Genomic DNA, 15748 nt, shown 5'->3' with positions numbered 1-15748 from the left:
CCGGTTGGCCCCGGCGGGGGTGTCGGTCGGGGGGTTGCCCTCCCCCTTCCGACACCATTAATTAAACCATGTTTATGCTCTTGGGTCAACCAGCCGGGGCAAGTTCGCGGCGGCGCTCGGCGGCTGTGGTGACGGCGTGGGCGATGGCGCGGCCGGTCTCGATGGCCCGGACGGCGGACTCGTGGATCGGGGGCTTCTTGTCCTGGGTGATGATGCCCGCGAGCGGGGGCATGACGGCCGGTCCGGGGGCGATTCCGAGGATGAGCGCGGCGACGTGGGCGGCTGAGGCGACTTCGGCGGCGTGCTGGCCGGGGAGCGGGGCGGCGGCCTCGGTGATGCGTCGCCATGCGTGGCCGTACAGCAGGATGCGGACGGCGTTGTCGGGAGCTTCCTGGGTGAATGCAAACCCTCCGGCCTGTTCGGGGTCCTCGCGGTACCAGTCCCGGTACTGGCTGACCAGAACGTCCCGGATGACCTCGGCGGCGAGCGGGGCGGCGGCGGGCGGCTCGTAGGTGTCGCCGTCGGTCTGGCTGATGTCGAATACCGGTCCGGCCTTGAAACCGGACACCTTCCGCTCTCCGCCCTCGGCGTTGGTGGCGGCGTCCTGCTGCCCGCCGCCGTCGGCGGTTGCGGCCGTGGCGTCCTGGGCCTCTTCCGACCGGCGCTTGATCGGCGTCCATATGCGGATGGAGGTGGAGCCCTTGACCGGGAACCGTCCGGCCTTTCGCCAGTCTCCGGAGCTGAGTACGCGGGTGGCGTGGGGGCACTGGGCGGCGATGGCGATGGAGTTGACGGGGCTGCGGTCGGTCAGGGTCGCGGCGGCGCGCATGACCGTGGCCCAGAAGTCTTCGCTGGTGACCATCGCGCCGTACGCGCGGTCCATCACGGCTTCGAGCTCACCGCGCATCTTGGCGCTGTAGGCGCGACGGTCCTCGTTGGTCATCGGCTTGCGGGGCATGTCGCGGTCCTCCTGGTGAGAAATTGGCGTCCGGGGCCGACTGGCCCTGCGGCGTCGGTTCGGGGTGTTGCCCTCCCCTCCCGACACCATTAATTAAACCATGTTTAGAGGTGTTCAGCAACCCCTTAAATCCAGTGCAGTCCTTCCGCGTGGCTGGCGGCGCGGTATGCCTCTATGACCTGGTCCTCGATTTCTGTCCAGTGTTCGATGATGCCGGGGGCGGATTTCCGGTCACGGGCTGCTCGCGTCGCTCTGCGCCACTCGATGGCGATTTTGAGCGTGCGGAGTTGCGAGCGGGTGAGCAACCAGCGTCCGGAGTCTGGAAGTTCGTTGCCGTACGCCATGGCTACGGCGTTGTTGATGTTCTCGGTTCCGGACCAGACATTCTGCGTGGCCTGGAGGGCAAGAGCCCGTTGGAGCGTGCACCGCAGATGGCGGGCCTGAACGGTCCATCGCGGCGTGATGACGAATATGTCGGCACTCATGACTGATCTTTCGCCGTGGGGAGGGGGCGGCGCGCCGCAAGAGCGCGCCGCCGGGAGGTGTTCGGGAGTCAGAGGATGTATCCGTCGACGTATCCGTGCTCGCCTTCTGGGGTCTGAACATGGGGGAAAGGAATCGGCTCACGGCGAAGACGACGGCGTCAGCGATGATCCGGGGAGCGTCGTTGAGCGTGATGCTCACCGCTTCTCCGTCGAACCCGATCCGCACTTCGCCCGGCTCAAGGTTCATGTAGACGTAGGCGCTCGTCCCGTCGATGCGGGTTCGGGCTCCTGGAAGCCGGGCAGAGAGGTCGCGAGCCACCTCTTCAACACTCCGCCGCATCTCGGCTTGGTCGCGGTTGTGCTCCTTCACGCGCTCGTGAACGTCACGGTGCACGGGAATCAGGCCATCTGAGATCAGGGCCGCAATGTCCGCAGGGTCGCCGCCCACAACGACGCGGACGCTGTCGCGCTCGCCCCTGCGGAACGGATAGTCGGTGACGGGGAATACGCCTCGAATGTGCAGGTGACCGGGGTCATCGAAGCGCTCAGAGAGGTGGAGCTGCCGGCCGTCAAGATGGGTGAGAGTGGCGGCATAGTCCAGGACCTTAGGGCCGTAGTACGCCTGCTGCGGTCGCCAGTTCCCGCCGAGTTCGATGGCGATCAGGTGGGCCAAGTCTGCGACGGTGGGCCGCTGGTCCATTTTTATCTCCTGGTGAGAGGGGTTCCGCCGGGCCGTTCACCCGGGGCTGCCGGTCGGGGGTTGCCCTCCCCTTCCGACATCACTAATTAAACCATGTTTCAGGGTCTTGGTCAACCCCGGTAGAGGCTCTGACCTGCTCTTTCTCACCTCACCGGCCCGCACCTGCCCGGCCACAACGGGCCTGGGCGGGGTTCCCTCCTCGGTCGGACAGCTCCGCCGTACCAGGGTTCCGGGCGCGGTGTCCTGGCTCGCGTAGCGACCGCGCAGCGGCTCGGCCTGGACGCCGTGTCCGGGTTCCTGGTACGCCCCTTGGGGTGTCCGGCCGAGGAGGGAACCCCGCCTTCACCCGCACCACAACGCACCCGCACCCGACCAACCAGCCCCCACCCCCTCCGAGAGAGGACCCGCCGGAGGCAAGAAGGCTTTCCGGCCGGCGCCCGGTGTCACCACAAGGCGGGCTGCACGGCGGACTTCGCGCCCGACCATGAACTTGTCGGGGCAGGGGGCGGCTCGGCCGGGGTCGTTGCTGGGTGCGGCGCCTTCACCGCGGGGCAGTAGCCGCCTTCGTCCTCCCAGCGGTCGACGGCGTCGCGCTCGGCGCGGGCCTGCTGTTCGGTGAGCAGGAGCGGTTTCCGGTACAGCTTCAGGGCGATGGAATCGAGGGGCGGGAGTACTCGGGCGGCGGCCTTCTGATCGTCGCGGCGCTTATGGCGTCGCCGGACTCGGGCGAACCGTGCCTCGTAGGCGGCCTGGTCGCTGTCGTGGAGCCCGGCCGGGTGGAGGCGGGCCAGTTCAAGGGCGGCTTGACCCATCGGGGTTGGGGTCAGTACGCGGGTGCCGTCCTCCTGGCGGACGGCGGCGAGGAAGCGTGCGGCGAACAGGGCCTGGGTCCGCTCGCGGCTGATCCACCGGCCACCGTTCCACACGCCGTGACGTGCTGCCTGCCGGGCTCGCCCGTCTCGCCAGTACAGGCGTGCGGATTCGGCGGCCTCCAGCACCCGGACGTGTCCGGCCGTCCAGCCGAGTTCGGCAACGTGACCTTCCGCGAGATACCGATTCCTCGCCGCCCGGTCGCGGTTCTCCCTGTCCATGCCGGTGGCCGCGCGCTCCTCTGCCTCCCGCTCGGCTTCTTCCCGGCGGCGTTCGGTCTCCCGCTCGGCGTACTCGGCCGTCGTCAACTTCCGCTCCAGTTCGGCCCGCAGGTCGGTGGCCGTCGTCTCGACTCCGGCGGCCGACTGTGCCCGAACAGCGTGGTCGACGGCCTCACGGGCGCAGTGCAGCAGGGCATTGCTCGGCATGGTGGGGTCGTCGGCGTACTGCTCGGCGCGGTCGGCCCACTTCTCGGCCTCGACGGCTTCCTTGTGGGCCGCGTGCATGACCGCCTCCAGACGGGCGGCGGCACCGGCTCGGCTGTGGCACGCAGCGGTCATGGCGTCGTCGGCTGCGGTGACGGCGAGGTTCGCGGCCTGCCTGGCGACCTGAAGACAGGTCTGCGGAGACGGGTCTCCTACCGGGCCAACCTGACGTTGGACGGCGCACGCGTTCTCGGGCATGGGGATGTTCCTCGGAGTTTGTCGGTGGTGCAGTCGGCGGCGTGCCGTTCCTCCGTCGGAGAGGTGCCGCCCGTGGTCGCGCGGAGCGCGATGGACAGTGCCGTCGTGCCCGCAGGGCACGCCCGTTTGGCCCGGCGTCCGGACGAGGCGGGAGGGCCGTCTGCGGCCCGGACGTTCCGGCCGGCTGCGAGCCGGGCCAGGCTGAGCCGTCCCGGAGGGACGCCCTTCGTACGGGGCCGGTGAGCGGGGCCGGCCGCCGACGCGGGCGTTCCCGGACGGTGATGGGCGGAGCGTGGGGTGGGCGGCTCGATGCCGCCCACCCCACGGCCCGGCGGCCGGGGCCCGGCCGGGCGGTGGCTCCCGCCCGGCCGGGGCTGCTGCTACGCGGCGACCGGTTCGCGTGCGGCGACGCGGCACCGGGTGAGCACGGTCTGTGCGGTCTCGCCGTAGATGCTGTGGTCCTTGACAGTGCCGGTCAGCTCGACCTCGTCGCCCTGGTCGGGGACGTCGGCGGCTGAGCTGAACCAGACGAACACGTTGCCGCTCGGGTCCTGGAACTTCACCAGTCGGCGGCGCTGGGTGTGGTAGCCGTACGTCCGGCCCTCCAGCTCGATCACGGTGGTGACGGTGGCGGTGGTGGTGATGCGCTCACCCACGGTGCCTTGCGGCTTGCTGTTCTGGGCGGCCCGCTCGGTGGCCTCCTTCTCCTGATCGCGGTACCAACCCGCGATGGCAGACACCAACGTCGGCAGGTGGCGGGGGTCGACGGTTTCACCCTTGGCCAGCTGGCCCACCTTGTGGCGGTAGTCGGACAGGCTGCCGTAACCCTGGATGGCCCATGCCCGGACGGCGGCGGCGGTGCCCGGCGCGTCCGGGTCGGCATCGAGCGCGTCCCGCCACTCCTTCGGGGCCTTGCGGTCGAAGAAGTACGCCTCGACGCCGTCGGCGGTCGGACTGGTGTCCTTCCACTGCTCGGATCGGCTGTAGAACCGGCCTTCGGCCTTCACGAGGGCGGCGGTCACCCGCAGCACCTTGTCCACCGGGACGCGGAGATCGGCCGGGATGCCGCCCTCGTCCCCGTCCCAATCGGAGTCCTTCAGCGTGCCGAACCTCCACAGGGCCTCAAGACCCTTGATCGGCAGACCGGTGTACGGCTCGACGCACGTCGTGCCCAACTGCCGCATCTCGCCGTTCTCGTGGCGGGCGAGATAGGTGGCGGTGCGGTGGCGGGCGACGGCGCACCCGTGGCAGAAGTTCTCGATCGCGCGGTACTGGCGCGCGGCCTCGGCGTCCTGCTCGGGCAGACCGGGGAACAGGCTGGTGATCGTCTCGCCCTCATCGTCGTGGTCCAGGCGGGCGATGACGGTCCAGCCGTGGTGACGGGGGATGTCACCGGAGATCGTCACGGTGACGGTGGGACGCTTGCCGATCAGGCGGCCGTCCACGTCGTGGTAGTCCGCCAGGAACGGCGTGGAGATGTCGAGCGTGTACGCGGTGAGCTGGTGGACGGCGGCGCGGGCGTTGGTGGCCTCGACAAGCTGACGGACGCGGGACTCGGCCGTGGCGGGGATGGAAAAACGCATGGCTGCGCTGGTCATCGTGGGTGCTCCTGCTGGTGAGAGAGGAATCGAGGCCCCGGCCGGGCGGGTTGCCCTCCGCGTACGGCCGGGGTCGGGGCCGACGTGCGGCCCGTGGTGTCGGAGGGGGGTTGCCCTCCCCCTCCGACATCATTAATTAAACCATGTTTTGAGCTGTGGGGCAAGCATCCCGGCCGGGAATGTCGAGTGCGGCGCGGTCGCGCAGGAACGCGGCGAACAGGGCGGCGGTGTAGCTGTCGGCGGTGCCGTACGTGCGGCGGCAGTCCAGCGCGCCGATGCGCTCGCCCCGGTGGCGGACGGGGAACGGCTGGCCGGGGGCCGGGATGGCGAGTGCGTACAGTCCGCGCGGGGTGTCCACGCGCAGGACGACGGCGGCGGCCTGGTGGTCGTAGGCGGCGGACCAGCGGGCGGGCCCGATGCCGAACTCCGCGAGTCCGGCCGCGATGGCGCGGGCCTGCATGATGTCGGCGGTGGTGCCGGGGTCGGGCTCGGCGGGGGCGGGGACGCATCCGCAACCGTGGTCGTCGGCGTGGGTCTCGAACAGAGCTGTACGGGTCATTGTGGGGCTCCTGGGGCGACCGGGGGCGGGTGGGTTCCCGCCCCCGGCATCGGGCTGAGGTGCTTAGGCGGCGGCTTCGTCGTCGTGCGCCGGTTCGTCGCCCTCCTCGACCTCCGGCTCGTCCGCCTTTTCGTCGGTGCCGGACTCCTGCTCGGTCTCCGGCTCACTGCCGGACGTGATCGCGGCGCGGGGCTTCTTCTTCGACGGGTCGTAGGGCTCGTCGTCCACGACGGACTGCTCGATGGGCGTGAGCGGGTACCCCAGGGATGCGAGCACCTGGAACCAGCGGCCGGTGGGCTTCCGCGTCCACGGGGCGTGCTGGCTATCCGTCCGCCACGCCGACCGGTTCGCGCACTTCTCCCGGACTGCGGCGATGGCCGCGAACTGGAGCTGCGGGGCCCGGCGCGGGTCCTTGGCGACGTGTCCGGCGAAGCTGCCCCGGTCCTTGGCCTGCTGGGCGTTCAGGCCCAGGAATCCGGCCAGGATCTCAGTGGTGCCGTCCTTGTTCAGATCGTCGCAGATTCCCCAACTGCCGTTCAGCAGTGCGTTATTGACATGCCCGATCAGGGTGTTGGTGGTGTTCTTCGGTAGGTTGCGCCGCTTGATCAGGTCCGTGATCCACTTGCGGCGCAGGTTCTCGGCCGCGTCCCAGTCGATGTTCCCCTTTTTGACGGCGGCGCGGGCGGCGCGCTCGGCCTCCACCTGAGCGGCGGTCTTCGTCCCACCGCTGCCGCTGGCGCCCTCGGGGACGGTGTGCCCGTACAGGCCGGGGGCGGAGCAGTAGGGCTCGTACCGGTCCCCCCGCCGCTCGTCGAACACCCACACCTGCCCCTTGCACTCGGCGTGCTCCTCGGTGCTGATGCCGCGCAGTCGCCACACGGGCATAGCGCGCTCGGACAGTTCTTCGGCATCCCGGATCTTCTGCCCGGCCGTCTCCAGCTCGGGGCGGTGGGCCTCGGCCTTGGCCTTCTTGTCGCGCTTGGTCCGCTCGACGGCAATGGCCCAGTCGACATCGTCGGCGTCGGCGTTGTCCTCGGCGGCGGCCTCGGTGATCGCGGTGAGCGCTTCGGGGTCGTCGGCAAACTCCGAGAGTGCGGCCAGGTGCTCAAACGTCCACTCGTAGCTGCTCGCGCCCGCGACGGCGGCGCTCAGCTTCTCGTCGGACTTCACCTTGACCAGCGTCCTCACGTCCTTCTGTCGCACGCCTGCGGCCTTGGCGATGCGGCCGACCTGCGCGCCCGCTTCGGCGGCGCTGAACATGGCCTGATTCATCTCGGCCGTCGTAAGGCTCTTGCGGTGCTGAGCGGTCGTGATCATGTCCATGAACTGTCCGGCCGCGTCGCGGTCGTCGTCGTCCCACTCGTACGGCAGGTGGGTGAGGCCTGCGTCGGTCGCTGCGTGGTAGCGGCGGTTACCGTCGTTGACCTGGAGGACTCCGCCGTCAAGTCGCTGGATCTTGACGGGGATGCGGCACCCCTCGGCGCGGAGCGATTCCACGAACGGCGTGTTGATGTCGAGGTCTTCGCGGGCGTTCTTTCGGGTGCGGGGTGAGCGCGTCGATCCGGATGACGGGGCGGGGCGTGACCGGCACGGTTTCCAGCCCTGCGGCGACGGCGGCGGCCAGCCGCTGGAACCCGTCGATGATCTGCGGCACGTCGCCGTGGGTGCGCACGACGTACAGCGGCTCCATGACGCCGTGGTCCTTCACGTCGGCCAGCAGATCGGCCGGGGTCTCGATGTCGCGGACGTTGCCGGGGTGCGCGGCGAGTTCGGCGACGGTGAGGGTCGGCCACGAAGCAGGGGCGGCCTGGACGCCGGCCTGGGTCTTGGTGTTCGTCATTGGTCCTTCTCTTTCTGGTGAGAGTCCGTCGGGCCGTTCGGCCCGGTGACGGCGCCGGTCGGGGGGTTGCCCTCCCCCTTCCGACACCACTAATTAAACCATGTTCTTGATGCTGGGGCAACCGGGGGTGCTGTGATCGCCGTCACTCGGGTGCAGGGCTGCGGCAGCGCGGATCATCGCGGCGGCCTCGGCGGTGGTCCGGTCGGGCTCGTCCCCCCAGCACCACAGCAGGGTGCGCCGGTAGGCGTCCTCGGTGAGCTTCAGCTTCCGCCACCGGACGCCGGACACGGGGCGGCCGTTGATGTGGTTGCTGAGCACGACGAGGGAGTCGAATAGGGCGCGCTGGAAAATCTCCCACGGTTCGCCGCGTACGGACCAGCGGGGCCGGACGGAACGTACGCCGCGCTCCCACGCATGCAGCACGGTGCACGGGGCGGTGCCACCCATCTGGCCGGGCTGCCAGAGGTGGTCACCCTGATAGAGGCCGACGCGTTCGATGTGGTCGGCGGCTGCCGTGAGGATACGGGCGGGGGTGGGCGCGATCCGGTGGGGAGGCATGGCGTTCTCCTGAAGGGGGCGGGAAGGTCAAGAGCGTTTGACAGCGGTGGACTTGGTGGCAGCCGCTAGGTCGTACAGGAGCGCTATCGCCCTGTCTTCAAACGAGTTGGTGGCGGCTTCCTCGTCCTCCTGGTCGCGCTCGGCGTACTCGGTGCGGGGGTCCGCGTCGGCTTCCCACTCGTCCAACAGGGACTGGGCTCGCATCACGAACTCCTCTGGCACTGCGGCAAGTCCGGACCACTCAAGGAAGTCTTGCCGTGCGGTGTCATAGCTCTCGCCGTGATAGTTGCCCTGCCACCATTCGGAGGGGTCGGGGCCGAAGGATTTCGGGATGACGGCGGTAACCCATTCGTCTCCGTTGTGGAGCAACGCCGTACGCATGCCGGTCTGGCGGATGGTGTGAAAGCTGAGCACTTCGTGATTGCCGATCTTCATAGCTTGCCCTCCGGGGCGGCTTCGGAATTGCGGGCGCCGCTGATCGTGAACCGCGCCCGGGACCGGGGGCGGCAAACTGCCGCCCCCGGCACAAGGTGGCTACGCGGTTATGGACCCGGTCGTGGCGCGACCGATCCGCTTACCGCCGATGTCGGCGCGGCTGCCTGCGGCCCATCCGGCTCCGTACCCGTTGCCGGTCATGGTGATGGTGCCGCCCTTCCGCGAACGCGGGTACGCCTGCCGGTAGTTGCGCGAGACGACGGCCTTGCGGTCGGCGAGCACGAGTGCCGCGCTGCGGCCGGTGGCGGTGGTCTCGCCCCTGGCCTCTTCGCGTGCGCCGCGCTCAGCCTCCTCGATGCGGTCGCCCACCCGCTTGATGAAGCCGAGGAGCCAGGAGCGACGCCATGCGCGCGCCCCCTGCCCGGCCGGGACCGACTGAGCGGCCAGTCCGCTGTTCATCTGGAGAAGAAGGGAGGTGTAGAGCAGTTCGACGCGCCGAAGGTCGCTCGCATACCCGAAGATGTGCACTCGGCGGGACGGGCCGCTGCCGTCCCGGCCAAGGTGGATCAGCTCGCAGCCGAGGGCGAGCGCGATGCGGTTGATGAGGCGGACCCGCTCCATCGCCCACGGGTTATCCAGAACGATCTGGCGGTCCGTCGGGGCGTCGCTGGCCGGGTTGGCGTCGTTGAGCATCGCCTGCTCGACTCCGTACTTCGCCATCATCTCGAACGCCCGCTTCCGGGCCAACTCCGCCTCCGACTCCGGCGTGCGGGGGTCCTCCGCCTTAGCGAGCAGGGCGCGGATGGTTTCGAGCTTCGCGGGGGCCTTCGTGTTGCTCACGTACGTTCTCCTGGTGAGAGAGGTCATCGGCGGCCGGTCGGCCTACCGGTGCCGGTTGGGGGTTGCCCTCCCCTTCCGACATCATTAATTAAACCATGTTCTAGGGTGTCGGTCAAGCCTGGCAGCGCTCTGACCTGCCCTTTCTTCGCCGTCCGGACCTGCACGGCCCGGCCGGGCTTGGCCACAACGGGCCTGTGGCGGGGTTCCCTCCTCGGTCGGACGGCACTGCCCGGCGTGCCGTGGTGCAGGGGTGCGGAGTGGAGCGCCCGGAAGCCGAGACTTTCTGAGGTACGAGGAAAGTCCCGGACCCGGACGAACGACTTCGCGCCCCTGCGGCGCGGTGCGCGAAGCTGGGACGGCCGATCGAGGAGGGAACCCCGCCCCCTCTCCGCAACCACGATGGCGCGGCAGCCGAGCGACCGGCCCCTCCCCCTCCGAGAGAGGACCCGCCGGAGGCATGCCTCCTTCTGCGGCCGGCGCCTCCGGCTGGACGTGCACTACGTGGCCACCTCCACTGCCATATCGACCTTCAGGCTCTGGTAGCTCGCTGGGCGCCTCGCTGCCCTGTGCCATCGAATCTTGGTCGTGTGCCATCGATGTTTGAGTGGCGTGGATCACTGACGGTCACAGATGTCGGGCCACGAGAATGCCCCGCCGCGGACGTGAAGGCCGCGGCGGGGCAAGGAGCCCGACAGATCCGTCAGACGTCGTACAGGGTGATGGTGACTGACCCGTCGGGGCCGGGGATGGTGTACGTGCCGGGACCCTCGACCGGCACGCAGCCGGCGGCGAGGGTGTCGTCGTCGTTGATGCCGGTGTCGTCCTCGCCCACGAGGGCGCACAGCTCGGTGACGGGGTGGTCGGCGTACCTCACGCTGTAGGGGCCGTCGTCCGGGTAGCGCGGGAGGGTGGGGGTGTTGATGTCGACGTCCGGGTGCTCCCACAGTGCGGTCTGCTGGCCCCACGGTGCCTGCACCCAGACCCTGCCGTAGGGCTCGGGCAGGTTGTTGTCGTCTTGCTCCTGGGGGTTGGAGAAGTCGATCGAGTACGCGACGGGTCCAGGTGCCGCCGCCTGTGCGGAGGTGGCCGCCCCTCCGAGCAGCAACAGTACTGCCGAGGCAACGGCCGCCAGTCGGCCCACGGACTTGAAACGCATACGCCTCCCCTTTCACTTCATGTAGTCGCTCGACTACCAAGAGAGACGATAGGGGTGGATGGCGTCCGATCTTCGGGGGCGATGACCAAACCGCCTATGGGGCTGACACTGGTGCTCACCTCGCCTCCCGTGGCCACCTTCGGGCCGTGTGCGCCCGCTCGACCTCACCGCAGGGGCTCGCACGCAGCCCCTCCTGCACGCCGCCATGCGCTCGGAGACCGGTCCAGCACTCAGTGCCGATCAAGCTTCGATGGCGCCAACTTATGGATCATCAACCTTCGATGGCAAAGATCAACCTTCGATGGCACAGGACACTCGCGCATGACTTTGGACGCTCGGGTGTAGCTGAGTGGCACACTAAATCGAACAAGTGCTCTAATCAAGGTATGCGACAGATTCCCGATGACCTGGCTCAGGCGCAGGAGGAGTGGCACGCCACCTACCAGCAACTCGCTGCGTGTCAGCGCACCGCGCACCGAAGGCGCCTGATCCACCTGTCCTCGGTAGTGCTGTTTCACCCGTACTGGCAGGGGCAGCGGTCGGCTGGCTGGGCGGCGCTGCACGGTGCACACCATGTCCGAGCTGCCACCTGACCCCCGCCGGCTCCGGGCGATCCTCGCGCACCTGGACAAGCAGCTCTCGGACAATGGCGCCGTCACCGCGCACCTGGACGAGCAGCTTGCGGACAGCAAGACAGTCGGCACCTATCTGCTGCTCCAGCGGAAAGCGGTGGAGACTGCACTGACCCAAGCTGAGGCCACACCCCCAGGACACCCGAGACGTCCGAATCGGCCAGTTAAGGGAGCGAAGGGGCTTTCCGCTCTGGCCCAGGCACATCCCCGAGTCGGGTTCGTGGTCCAGCAAAAGCGCACCCCCACAGGGCCCGAACCAGCAGTGATCCACCTCAACGACTGCACGATGATCTCGGGCACTCCGCACCGGATCAGGCCCGACGAGGCGCGAGCTGCGCTCACCGACCCGAACATCGAACCTTGCCAGTTCTGCCGGCCGGACACCGAGCTGGGGCTTGATGTGGCCTAGCCGCAGCAAGCGAGGCCCCGTGGTGCCTGGGGCTCAGCCAGCGTCAGGGCCGCAGCGCGGCAGGAAGAGCAGCCGCCGTCGGGGCCACCGGGCTTACGAGGTGGGAGGAAGCTGGAGCGGGAGAGACGAACCGGCGATCGCGGCAAGCTCATCGAGCAAAGTCATGAGCTGGGCGAGCCGGTCGGTTCGGTGCTCCTCCCAGGTGAAGACCACCTCCTGGGCCATGTGGACCAGGTCGGGATGGCCAGGGCTCAGCATGTCCCGGCACCGGTCCAGCTGTGTGAGGGCATCGTGGATGTCGCCGGGGATTTTGTCCCGAGCCGAGGTGATCACCAGGCCGAGGGATTGGCTGTCCGCCAGGCAGTGCAGCGCCACGTACAAGTCAAACGCAGCACGGCGTACGTTCGGGTCCTCGTCCACGCTCGGCACCCTACGCCTGCCCGCGATCGGTTAGGAGGAGCGCGACCATGCTCCCGGCCTCGGTGATCCGGCCGGAGTGGATCGCCGCGACAGCGTCGTCCAGGGGCCACCGCTGCACCGTCATGCCAGCCTCGGTGGCGTCGCGGTGAACTGCCCCTGGCCGAAGGCCAGTGGCCACGAACAGATATGTCCTCGCGCTGGTCGTCGCGGGCAGTGGATCGACGACCCCCAAGAGACGGAGTTCACCGGCGACCAGCCCCGTCTCTTCCTCAAGCTCCCTCCGGGCTGCATCGCGCGGGTCTTGCCCTGCACAGCCACCACCGGGCAGATGGAGAACGCGTTGCCCTTGAAGGTAGAAGTCGTCCTCAACCAGAACAACGTGATCGTCGCCATCGAGGGCAACCACACGGACGCCGTCCTCGACAACGACGTGCTCGTATGTGCCGGCGGTGCCGTCCGGACGACGGACCGAGTCGCGGTACAGGGCCACGAAGGGGCCCTGGTGCAGCAGTTCTCTCGCTGTCCGTACCCATCCCATGCCGTCCCTCCCAGTAGTAAGAGCACTGGCCACCACCGGGGCCCCATGTGTGAAGGGAAGGCCATGCGCTGGCCGGTCCGGAAGAGGGGTGCCGGAACCGGGGACGTGTTCTGTCTGCCCGGGCCCATATCCGCAACAGAGCGCTGGCGCCATCTGGCGGCAGGGCGGTTCACGAACTCGGGAGGTTGGTGTCTTCGAGGTACCTACCGGCGGCGTCGGCGAACGCCTCAAGCACGCCCTTGACCTCGTCTCGGGGTGTGCCGAGCCTTTCGTCAGGGCGCGAAGCTCCGGTTTTCATGGGGTCGGCCTGGAGCCACTCGCGCTGATCGTTCGTGATGATCCCCGCGGTCTCAACGTCCTGAAGTGGCCCATCGGCTTCGTCGCGGCGCCGTTCTCGTTCTCGTTCGGATCGGGCTCTGTACATCTTGATCAGTGCCATACGGGCATTCCGAGCGCTGTTGGTCGGATCCCCCGTGGCTATGTGGAGGTTGCGCCATCCGTAGAACACGTGACGGTCGGCGTCGATCTTCCACGTCACCGTGTTAACCCAGCCCTCAACATCGTGCGCGTGTTGCCAAACGGGACCGGGGCCGAGAATCCGGATGGCGGCCACAGCTTCGGCGATGCGGTTCCGGTGTTTGGCAAATGGATCTGCGGGCTCGTCGGGGGCAATGGTGCGGGAGTTGAGGTGCGCGAAGTCCTTCAGCTCGTTCAGGAACCGTTGGCCGGCCGTGTAGAGCGCGATGTAGGCGGCGCGCCTCGCCTCCTGGTTCTGCTGCTCAAGTGCCGTGGTGTACCCGGCGCGTGCCGTAGTGAGGGCTGAGTCCTGCGCACCACGTGCCCCGATCCGGGCGCCGACCACGACTCCCACCAGCCCAGCCACAACGCCGACAATCGCGGGCACGGAGGTGATGAGCGCGGCCGTCACCTCGGGTTCGCCGCTGGCTATCTGGAATGCGTCTGCTGTTATGTAGCCCACGCTGGCTGATCATGCCCGAGGTTTCGACGTGGCACTCCGCATCGCGGCCCTTTATGGCCGCGATCAATGGAAACCGCGGTTGGCGGTGAGAATGATCTTGGATGCCGTCACAGGTCAGGGTGACACGGCCGCCGCTCTCAACTGCCCTTTCAGCTTTGATGGGTGAACACAACAGTGCCGAAGGATCGGTAGCTCCCTCGAAACAGGTGATCACCTGCTGACGCTGAACTGGCACCTCCCCTCGGTTCGAGATGTCCGCGGACCTGTGCCTACGGTGCGCGCGACGAGCAGAGATTTCGAACAAGACTGGGGGCTCGGGTGAGCACGACTCCGGCATCGGTGAGCGCGGCAGAGCTGCGGCGGCGGGTTCGCGCTGTCGAAGCACTCCAAGCGAGAACGCGTGAGATGGCCGCGGCAAACGTGCTGGCCACGCGCGAGGCCGCGGTAAAGGCGGCACGGGCGAAGGACGAGGCCGATGTTGCGGCGCGGGAGGCCGCGGCGGTCGTCCTGCGGTTGTTCGACAACGACGCGGACCTGGTCGCGGATCTGCTGGGTGTGCCGGCGGAGGAATTGGAACGTGAGGCGAAGCCTGTTACCGCCGCTCGCGCCAAGGAGGTCATCGAGGAGTTGCGCGCCCGCGCGGAACGCCCGCCGCGCTCCCGCCGAGCCCCTAGGTCTCGGGCGGAAGCGTCGCCCCCGTCCCCTCCGGTCTCCGACGTTCCGGTCCGGGTCTCCGCACCGGACGACGGCCGGGCTGATGCCGCCTGAGAACGACTTCGGGCCCGGACTCTTCCCGCTCTCAGCGGTGAACGGGTCCGGGCCCGCTCTCGTTGACGAACAGCTTGCTCTGATCGGTGAACCAACTCCCGTACGCATACCGGCGGTTGAGTGGGCTAGCTGGCTGGCTGACGAGTCCGTTCGAGCGCGCTACTGGGCCAAGGTCTACCGCACCGAATCCACTGAGGACTGCTGGTTTTTCCTCGGCGGGATCTCCAGCACCGGACATGCCAGCTTCAGGGCGGCCTCGCGGCCGGGCAGGACTCGACGTGGCACAGTACCGGGCCACCTGTACGGGTATCAGCTCGCGCACGGCGTCATCCCTCGCCTCGGGTGGGGGACTGACAGCCCGACCGTCTGCCACACCTGCGACAACCACTCCTGCCAGCAGCCCACGCACCTCCGACTCGGCACAGCGGCGGAGAACCGGGCCGAATGGCTGGCCCGCCGCAGAGACCCGGGCAGCCCCCTCGCCGACCTCCGCGGCCCCGCCGGACGCTCCCGCGCTATCGGTGCCGCTATCCGGGCCGGCCAAAAAGACGGGGATTCCAAGGCGGAGATCGCGGCACACATCCGGGTGGCCATCGCAGCGGGCAGGCCCTTGAGCCTCTGGTGACCCCCCGCCCTACCGCGGCATTCCTCTTCAGCATGAGCATGGATAACCGATGCATGCCCGGCGACTTCGCGCATCTCGGCGATCGCATCCGACTTGGGTGCTCGACACTGAGGGACCCGCGCGGCGCTGTGGGTGGAGGCGCCTCCGGGCCCGCTGGCCTGCCACCGAAACCAGTGCGCCAGCACTCGCGTGGACAGGCGTGGCTTGCTGACGGGTCTGAGCGAGGCGATCCTCGAACTGGCGGGGTGGGTCCACCCTGGCTGTGGGCCCACCTCGTCTCGTGGCTGGCGGTCAGGTCTTCCGGCTCCTGGCCGTTGCCGGAGACCTCTTCTTCGGGGTCGTTGCCGCTGCCTTTGCCGCCGTCTGCGGTGAGAAGCCGGCAGCCTTGAGGATGTCCATCGCGTCGAAGATGGACTGCAACTGCTTGGTCAGCAGCGTCACCGTGAGGAGTTCCTGAGCTTCGGGCGGCAGTTCCTTCAGCGAACACTTGTAGATGCGCACAGCCTGCCGATACAGGGACTGCATGCGCTCGGCCGCGTAGGCCGTGCACTTGTCGGCGTCAACGGTGACCGTGTAATGGCCCCGGTACCGGACGAAGCTCTTCTTCTCGGCTCCGCACTTAACGTCTCGGATCCAGCCCTTGCCACGCTCGAACTGGCCCCTGGTGTTGCGGCCCATGGCCTCCGCAGGGGGAA

General features: G+C 68.5%; 18 protein-coding genes. 3 read left to right on the top strand and 15 right to left on the bottom strand.

Going from position 1 to position 15748, the window contains the following annotated elements; genetic code table 11:
- Nucleotides 1-85: 85 nt before the first annotated feature.
- Together AQJ67_RS24420 and AQJ67_RS24415 are read right to left on the bottom strand one after the other, a co-directional pair.
- A complete protein-coding gene (locus tag AQJ67_RS24420) occupies nucleotides 86-958 on the bottom strand; it encodes an ArdC-like ssDNA-binding domain-containing protein (protein WP_062721214.1) in 873 nt (290 codons plus the stop codon).
- Between the two features lie 125 nt (nucleotides 959-1083).
- Nucleotides 1084-1443 carry a hypothetical protein gene (locus AQJ67_RS24415; RefSeq protein ID WP_062721213.1) on the bottom strand — a complete coding sequence of 120 codons (360 nt, stop codon included), beginning with the start codon at nucleotides 1441-1443 and terminating at the stop codon, nucleotides 1084-1086.
- Here AQJ67_RS24415 and AQJ67_RS47770 point away from each other — a divergent pair.
- On the top strand, nucleotides 1442-1855 hold the full coding sequence (locus AQJ67_RS47770) for a hypothetical protein (protein WP_159058817.1): 414 nt from the start codon (nucleotides 1442-1444) through the stop codon (nucleotides 1853-1855). The two genes, AQJ67_RS24415 and AQJ67_RS47770, sit on opposite strands and share 2 nt — an antisense overlap.
- A gap of 731 nt (nucleotides 1856-2586) precedes the next feature.
- On the opposite strand, the gene AQJ67_RS24410 is transcribed toward AQJ67_RS47770, so the two are convergent.
- The 9 genes from AQJ67_RS24410 to AQJ67_RS24375 form a co-directional block, all read right to left on the bottom strand.
- A complete protein-coding gene (locus AQJ67_RS24410) occupies nucleotides 2587-3696 on the bottom strand; it encodes a hypothetical protein (protein WP_062721212.1) in 1110 nt (369 codons plus the stop codon).
- Between the two features lie 380 nt (nucleotides 3697-4076).
- Nucleotides 4077-5294 carry a hypothetical protein gene (locus AQJ67_RS24405; protein WP_062721211.1) on the bottom strand — a complete coding sequence of 406 codons (1218 nt, stop codon included), beginning with the start codon at nucleotides 5292-5294 and terminating at the stop codon, nucleotides 4077-4079.
- Between the two features lie 136 nt (nucleotides 5295-5430).
- The gene (locus AQJ67_RS24400) at nucleotides 5431-5853 is read right to left on the bottom strand and encodes a hypothetical protein (protein WP_062721210.1); all 423 of its coding nucleotides are present in this window, start codon (nucleotides 5851-5853) and stop codon (nucleotides 5431-5433) included.
- Nucleotides 5854-5916: 63 nt separating this feature from the next.
- A complete protein-coding gene (locus AQJ67_RS24395) occupies nucleotides 5917-7350 on the bottom strand; it encodes a ParB/Srx family N-terminal domain-containing protein (protein ID WP_244190574.1) in 1434 nt (477 codons plus the stop codon).
- Nucleotides 7295-7693, bottom strand: coding sequence for a ParB N-terminal domain-containing protein (locus AQJ67_RS49505; protein WP_244190573.1), 399 nt, complete (start codon nucleotides 7691-7693; stop codon nucleotides 7295-7297). Before AQJ67_RS49505 ends, AQJ67_RS24395 begins: the two co-directional genes overlap by 56 nt.
- Nucleotides 7694-7786: 93 nt before the next feature.
- A complete protein-coding gene (locus AQJ67_RS24390) occupies nucleotides 7787-8251 on the bottom strand; it encodes a DUF6197 family protein (protein ID WP_062721209.1) in 465 nt (154 codons plus the stop codon).
- Between the two features lie 27 nt (nucleotides 8252-8278).
- On the bottom strand, nucleotides 8279-8686 hold the full coding sequence (locus AQJ67_RS24385; RefSeq protein WP_062721208.1) for a hypothetical protein: 408 nt from the start codon (nucleotides 8684-8686) through the stop codon (nucleotides 8279-8281).
- 99 nt (nucleotides 8687-8785) lie between these two features.
- Nucleotides 8786-9526, bottom strand: coding sequence for a DUF2786 domain-containing protein (locus AQJ67_RS24380; RefSeq protein WP_159058816.1), 741 nt, complete (start codon nucleotides 9524-9526; stop codon nucleotides 8786-8788).
- Between the two features lie 700 nt (nucleotides 9527-10226).
- On the bottom strand, nucleotides 10227-10682 hold the full coding sequence (locus AQJ67_RS24375; RefSeq protein WP_062721206.1) for a hypothetical protein: 456 nt from the start codon (nucleotides 10680-10682) through the stop codon (nucleotides 10227-10229).
- A gap of 573 nt (nucleotides 10683-11255) precedes the next feature.
- On the opposite strand from AQJ67_RS24375, the gene AQJ67_RS24365 reads away from it, so the two are divergent.
- Nucleotides 11256-11723 carry a DUF6233 domain-containing protein gene (locus AQJ67_RS24365; protein WP_062721204.1) on the top strand — a complete coding sequence of 156 codons (468 nt, stop codon included), beginning with the start codon at nucleotides 11256-11258 and terminating at the stop codon, nucleotides 11721-11723.
- A 93-nt stretch (nucleotides 11724-11816) separates the two neighbouring features.
- Here AQJ67_RS24365 and AQJ67_RS24360 read toward each other — a convergent pair whose 3' ends face one another.
- The 3 genes from AQJ67_RS24360 to AQJ67_RS24350 form a co-directional block, all read right to left on the bottom strand.
- On the bottom strand, nucleotides 11817-12143 hold the full coding sequence (locus tag AQJ67_RS24360; protein ID WP_159058815.1) for a hypothetical protein: 327 nt from the start codon (nucleotides 12141-12143) through the stop codon (nucleotides 11817-11819).
- 10 nt (nucleotides 12144-12153) lie between these two features.
- Complete coding sequence (locus tag AQJ67_RS24355) at nucleotides 12154-12633, bottom strand: NUDIX domain-containing protein (protein ID WP_159058814.1); 480 nt, start codon at nucleotides 12631-12633, stop codon at nucleotides 12154-12156.
- A 217-nt stretch (nucleotides 12634-12850) separates the two neighbouring features.
- A complete protein-coding gene (locus tag AQJ67_RS24350) occupies nucleotides 12851-13660 on the bottom strand; it encodes a hypothetical protein (RefSeq protein WP_062721201.1) in 810 nt (269 codons plus the stop codon).
- A 405-nt stretch (nucleotides 13661-14065) separates the two neighbouring features.
- On the opposite strand from AQJ67_RS24350, the gene AQJ67_RS24345 reads away from it, so the two are divergent.
- A complete protein-coding gene (locus AQJ67_RS24345) occupies nucleotides 14066-14428 on the top strand; it encodes a hypothetical protein (protein ID WP_062721200.1) in 363 nt (120 codons plus the stop codon).
- A 916-nt stretch (nucleotides 14429-15344) separates the two neighbouring features.
- On the opposite strand, the gene AQJ67_RS24335 is transcribed toward AQJ67_RS24345, so the two are convergent.
- The coding region (locus AQJ67_RS24335) for a hypothetical protein (protein WP_208615035.1) at nucleotides 15345-15748 on the bottom strand (404 nt) is incomplete at its 5' end.

The sequence above is a fragment of the Streptomyces caeruleatus genome (genome assembly GCF_001514235.1).
Taxonomy (GTDB): Bacteria; Actinomycetota; Actinomycetes; order Streptomycetales; family Streptomycetaceae; genus Streptomyces; species Streptomyces caeruleatus.
This window is presented reverse-complemented; position numbering and strand designations above follow the sequence as displayed.

What these genes read in the sequence shown, in the direction of transcription:
- AQJ67_RS24420 (WP_062721214.1), bottom strand. Translation starts at nt 958, where the DNA reads ATGCCCCGCAAGCCGATGACCAACGAGGACCGTCGCGCCTACAGCGCC.
- AQJ67_RS47770 (WP_159058817.1), top strand. Translation starts at nt 1,442, where the DNA reads ATGACTGATCTTTCGCCGTGGGGAGGGGGCGGCGCGCCGCAAGAGCGC.
- AQJ67_RS24415 (WP_062721213.1), bottom strand. Translation starts at nt 1,443, where the DNA reads ATGAGTGCCGACATATTCGTCATCACGCCGCGATGGACCGTTCAGGCC.
- AQJ67_RS24410 (WP_062721212.1), bottom strand. Translation starts at nt 3,696, where the DNA reads ATGCCCGAGAACGCGTGCGCCGTCCAACGTCAGGTTGGCCCGGTAGGA.
- AQJ67_RS24405 (WP_062721211.1), bottom strand. Translation starts at nt 5,294, where the DNA reads ATGACCAGCGCAGCCATGCGTTTTTCCATCCCCGCCACGGCCGAGTCC.
- AQJ67_RS24400 (WP_062721210.1), bottom strand. Translation starts at nt 5,853, where the DNA reads ATGACCCGTACAGCTCTGTTCGAGACCCACGCCGACGACCACGGTTGC.
- AQJ67_RS49505 (WP_244190573.1), bottom strand. Translation starts at nt 7,693, where the DNA reads ATGACGAACACCAAGACCCAGGCCGGCGTCCAGGCCGCCCCTGCTTCG.
- AQJ67_RS24390 (WP_062721209.1), bottom strand. Translation starts at nt 8,251, where the DNA reads ATGCCTCCCCACCGGATCGCGCCCACCCCCGCCCGTATCCTCACGGCA.
- AQJ67_RS24385 (WP_062721208.1), bottom strand. Translation starts at nt 8,686, where the DNA reads ATGAAGATCGGCAATCACGAAGTGCTCAGCTTTCACACCATCCGCCAG.
- AQJ67_RS24375 (WP_062721206.1), bottom strand. Translation starts at nt 10,682, where the DNA reads ATGCGTTTCAAGTCCGTGGGCCGACTGGCGGCCGTTGCCTCGGCAGTA.
- AQJ67_RS24365 (WP_062721204.1), top strand. Translation starts at nt 11,256, where the DNA reads ATGTCCGAGCTGCCACCTGACCCCCGCCGGCTCCGGGCGATCCTCGCG.
- AQJ67_RS24345 (WP_062721200.1), top strand. Translation starts at nt 14,066, where the DNA reads ATGGCCGCGGCAAACGTGCTGGCCACGCGCGAGGCCGCGGTAAAGGCG.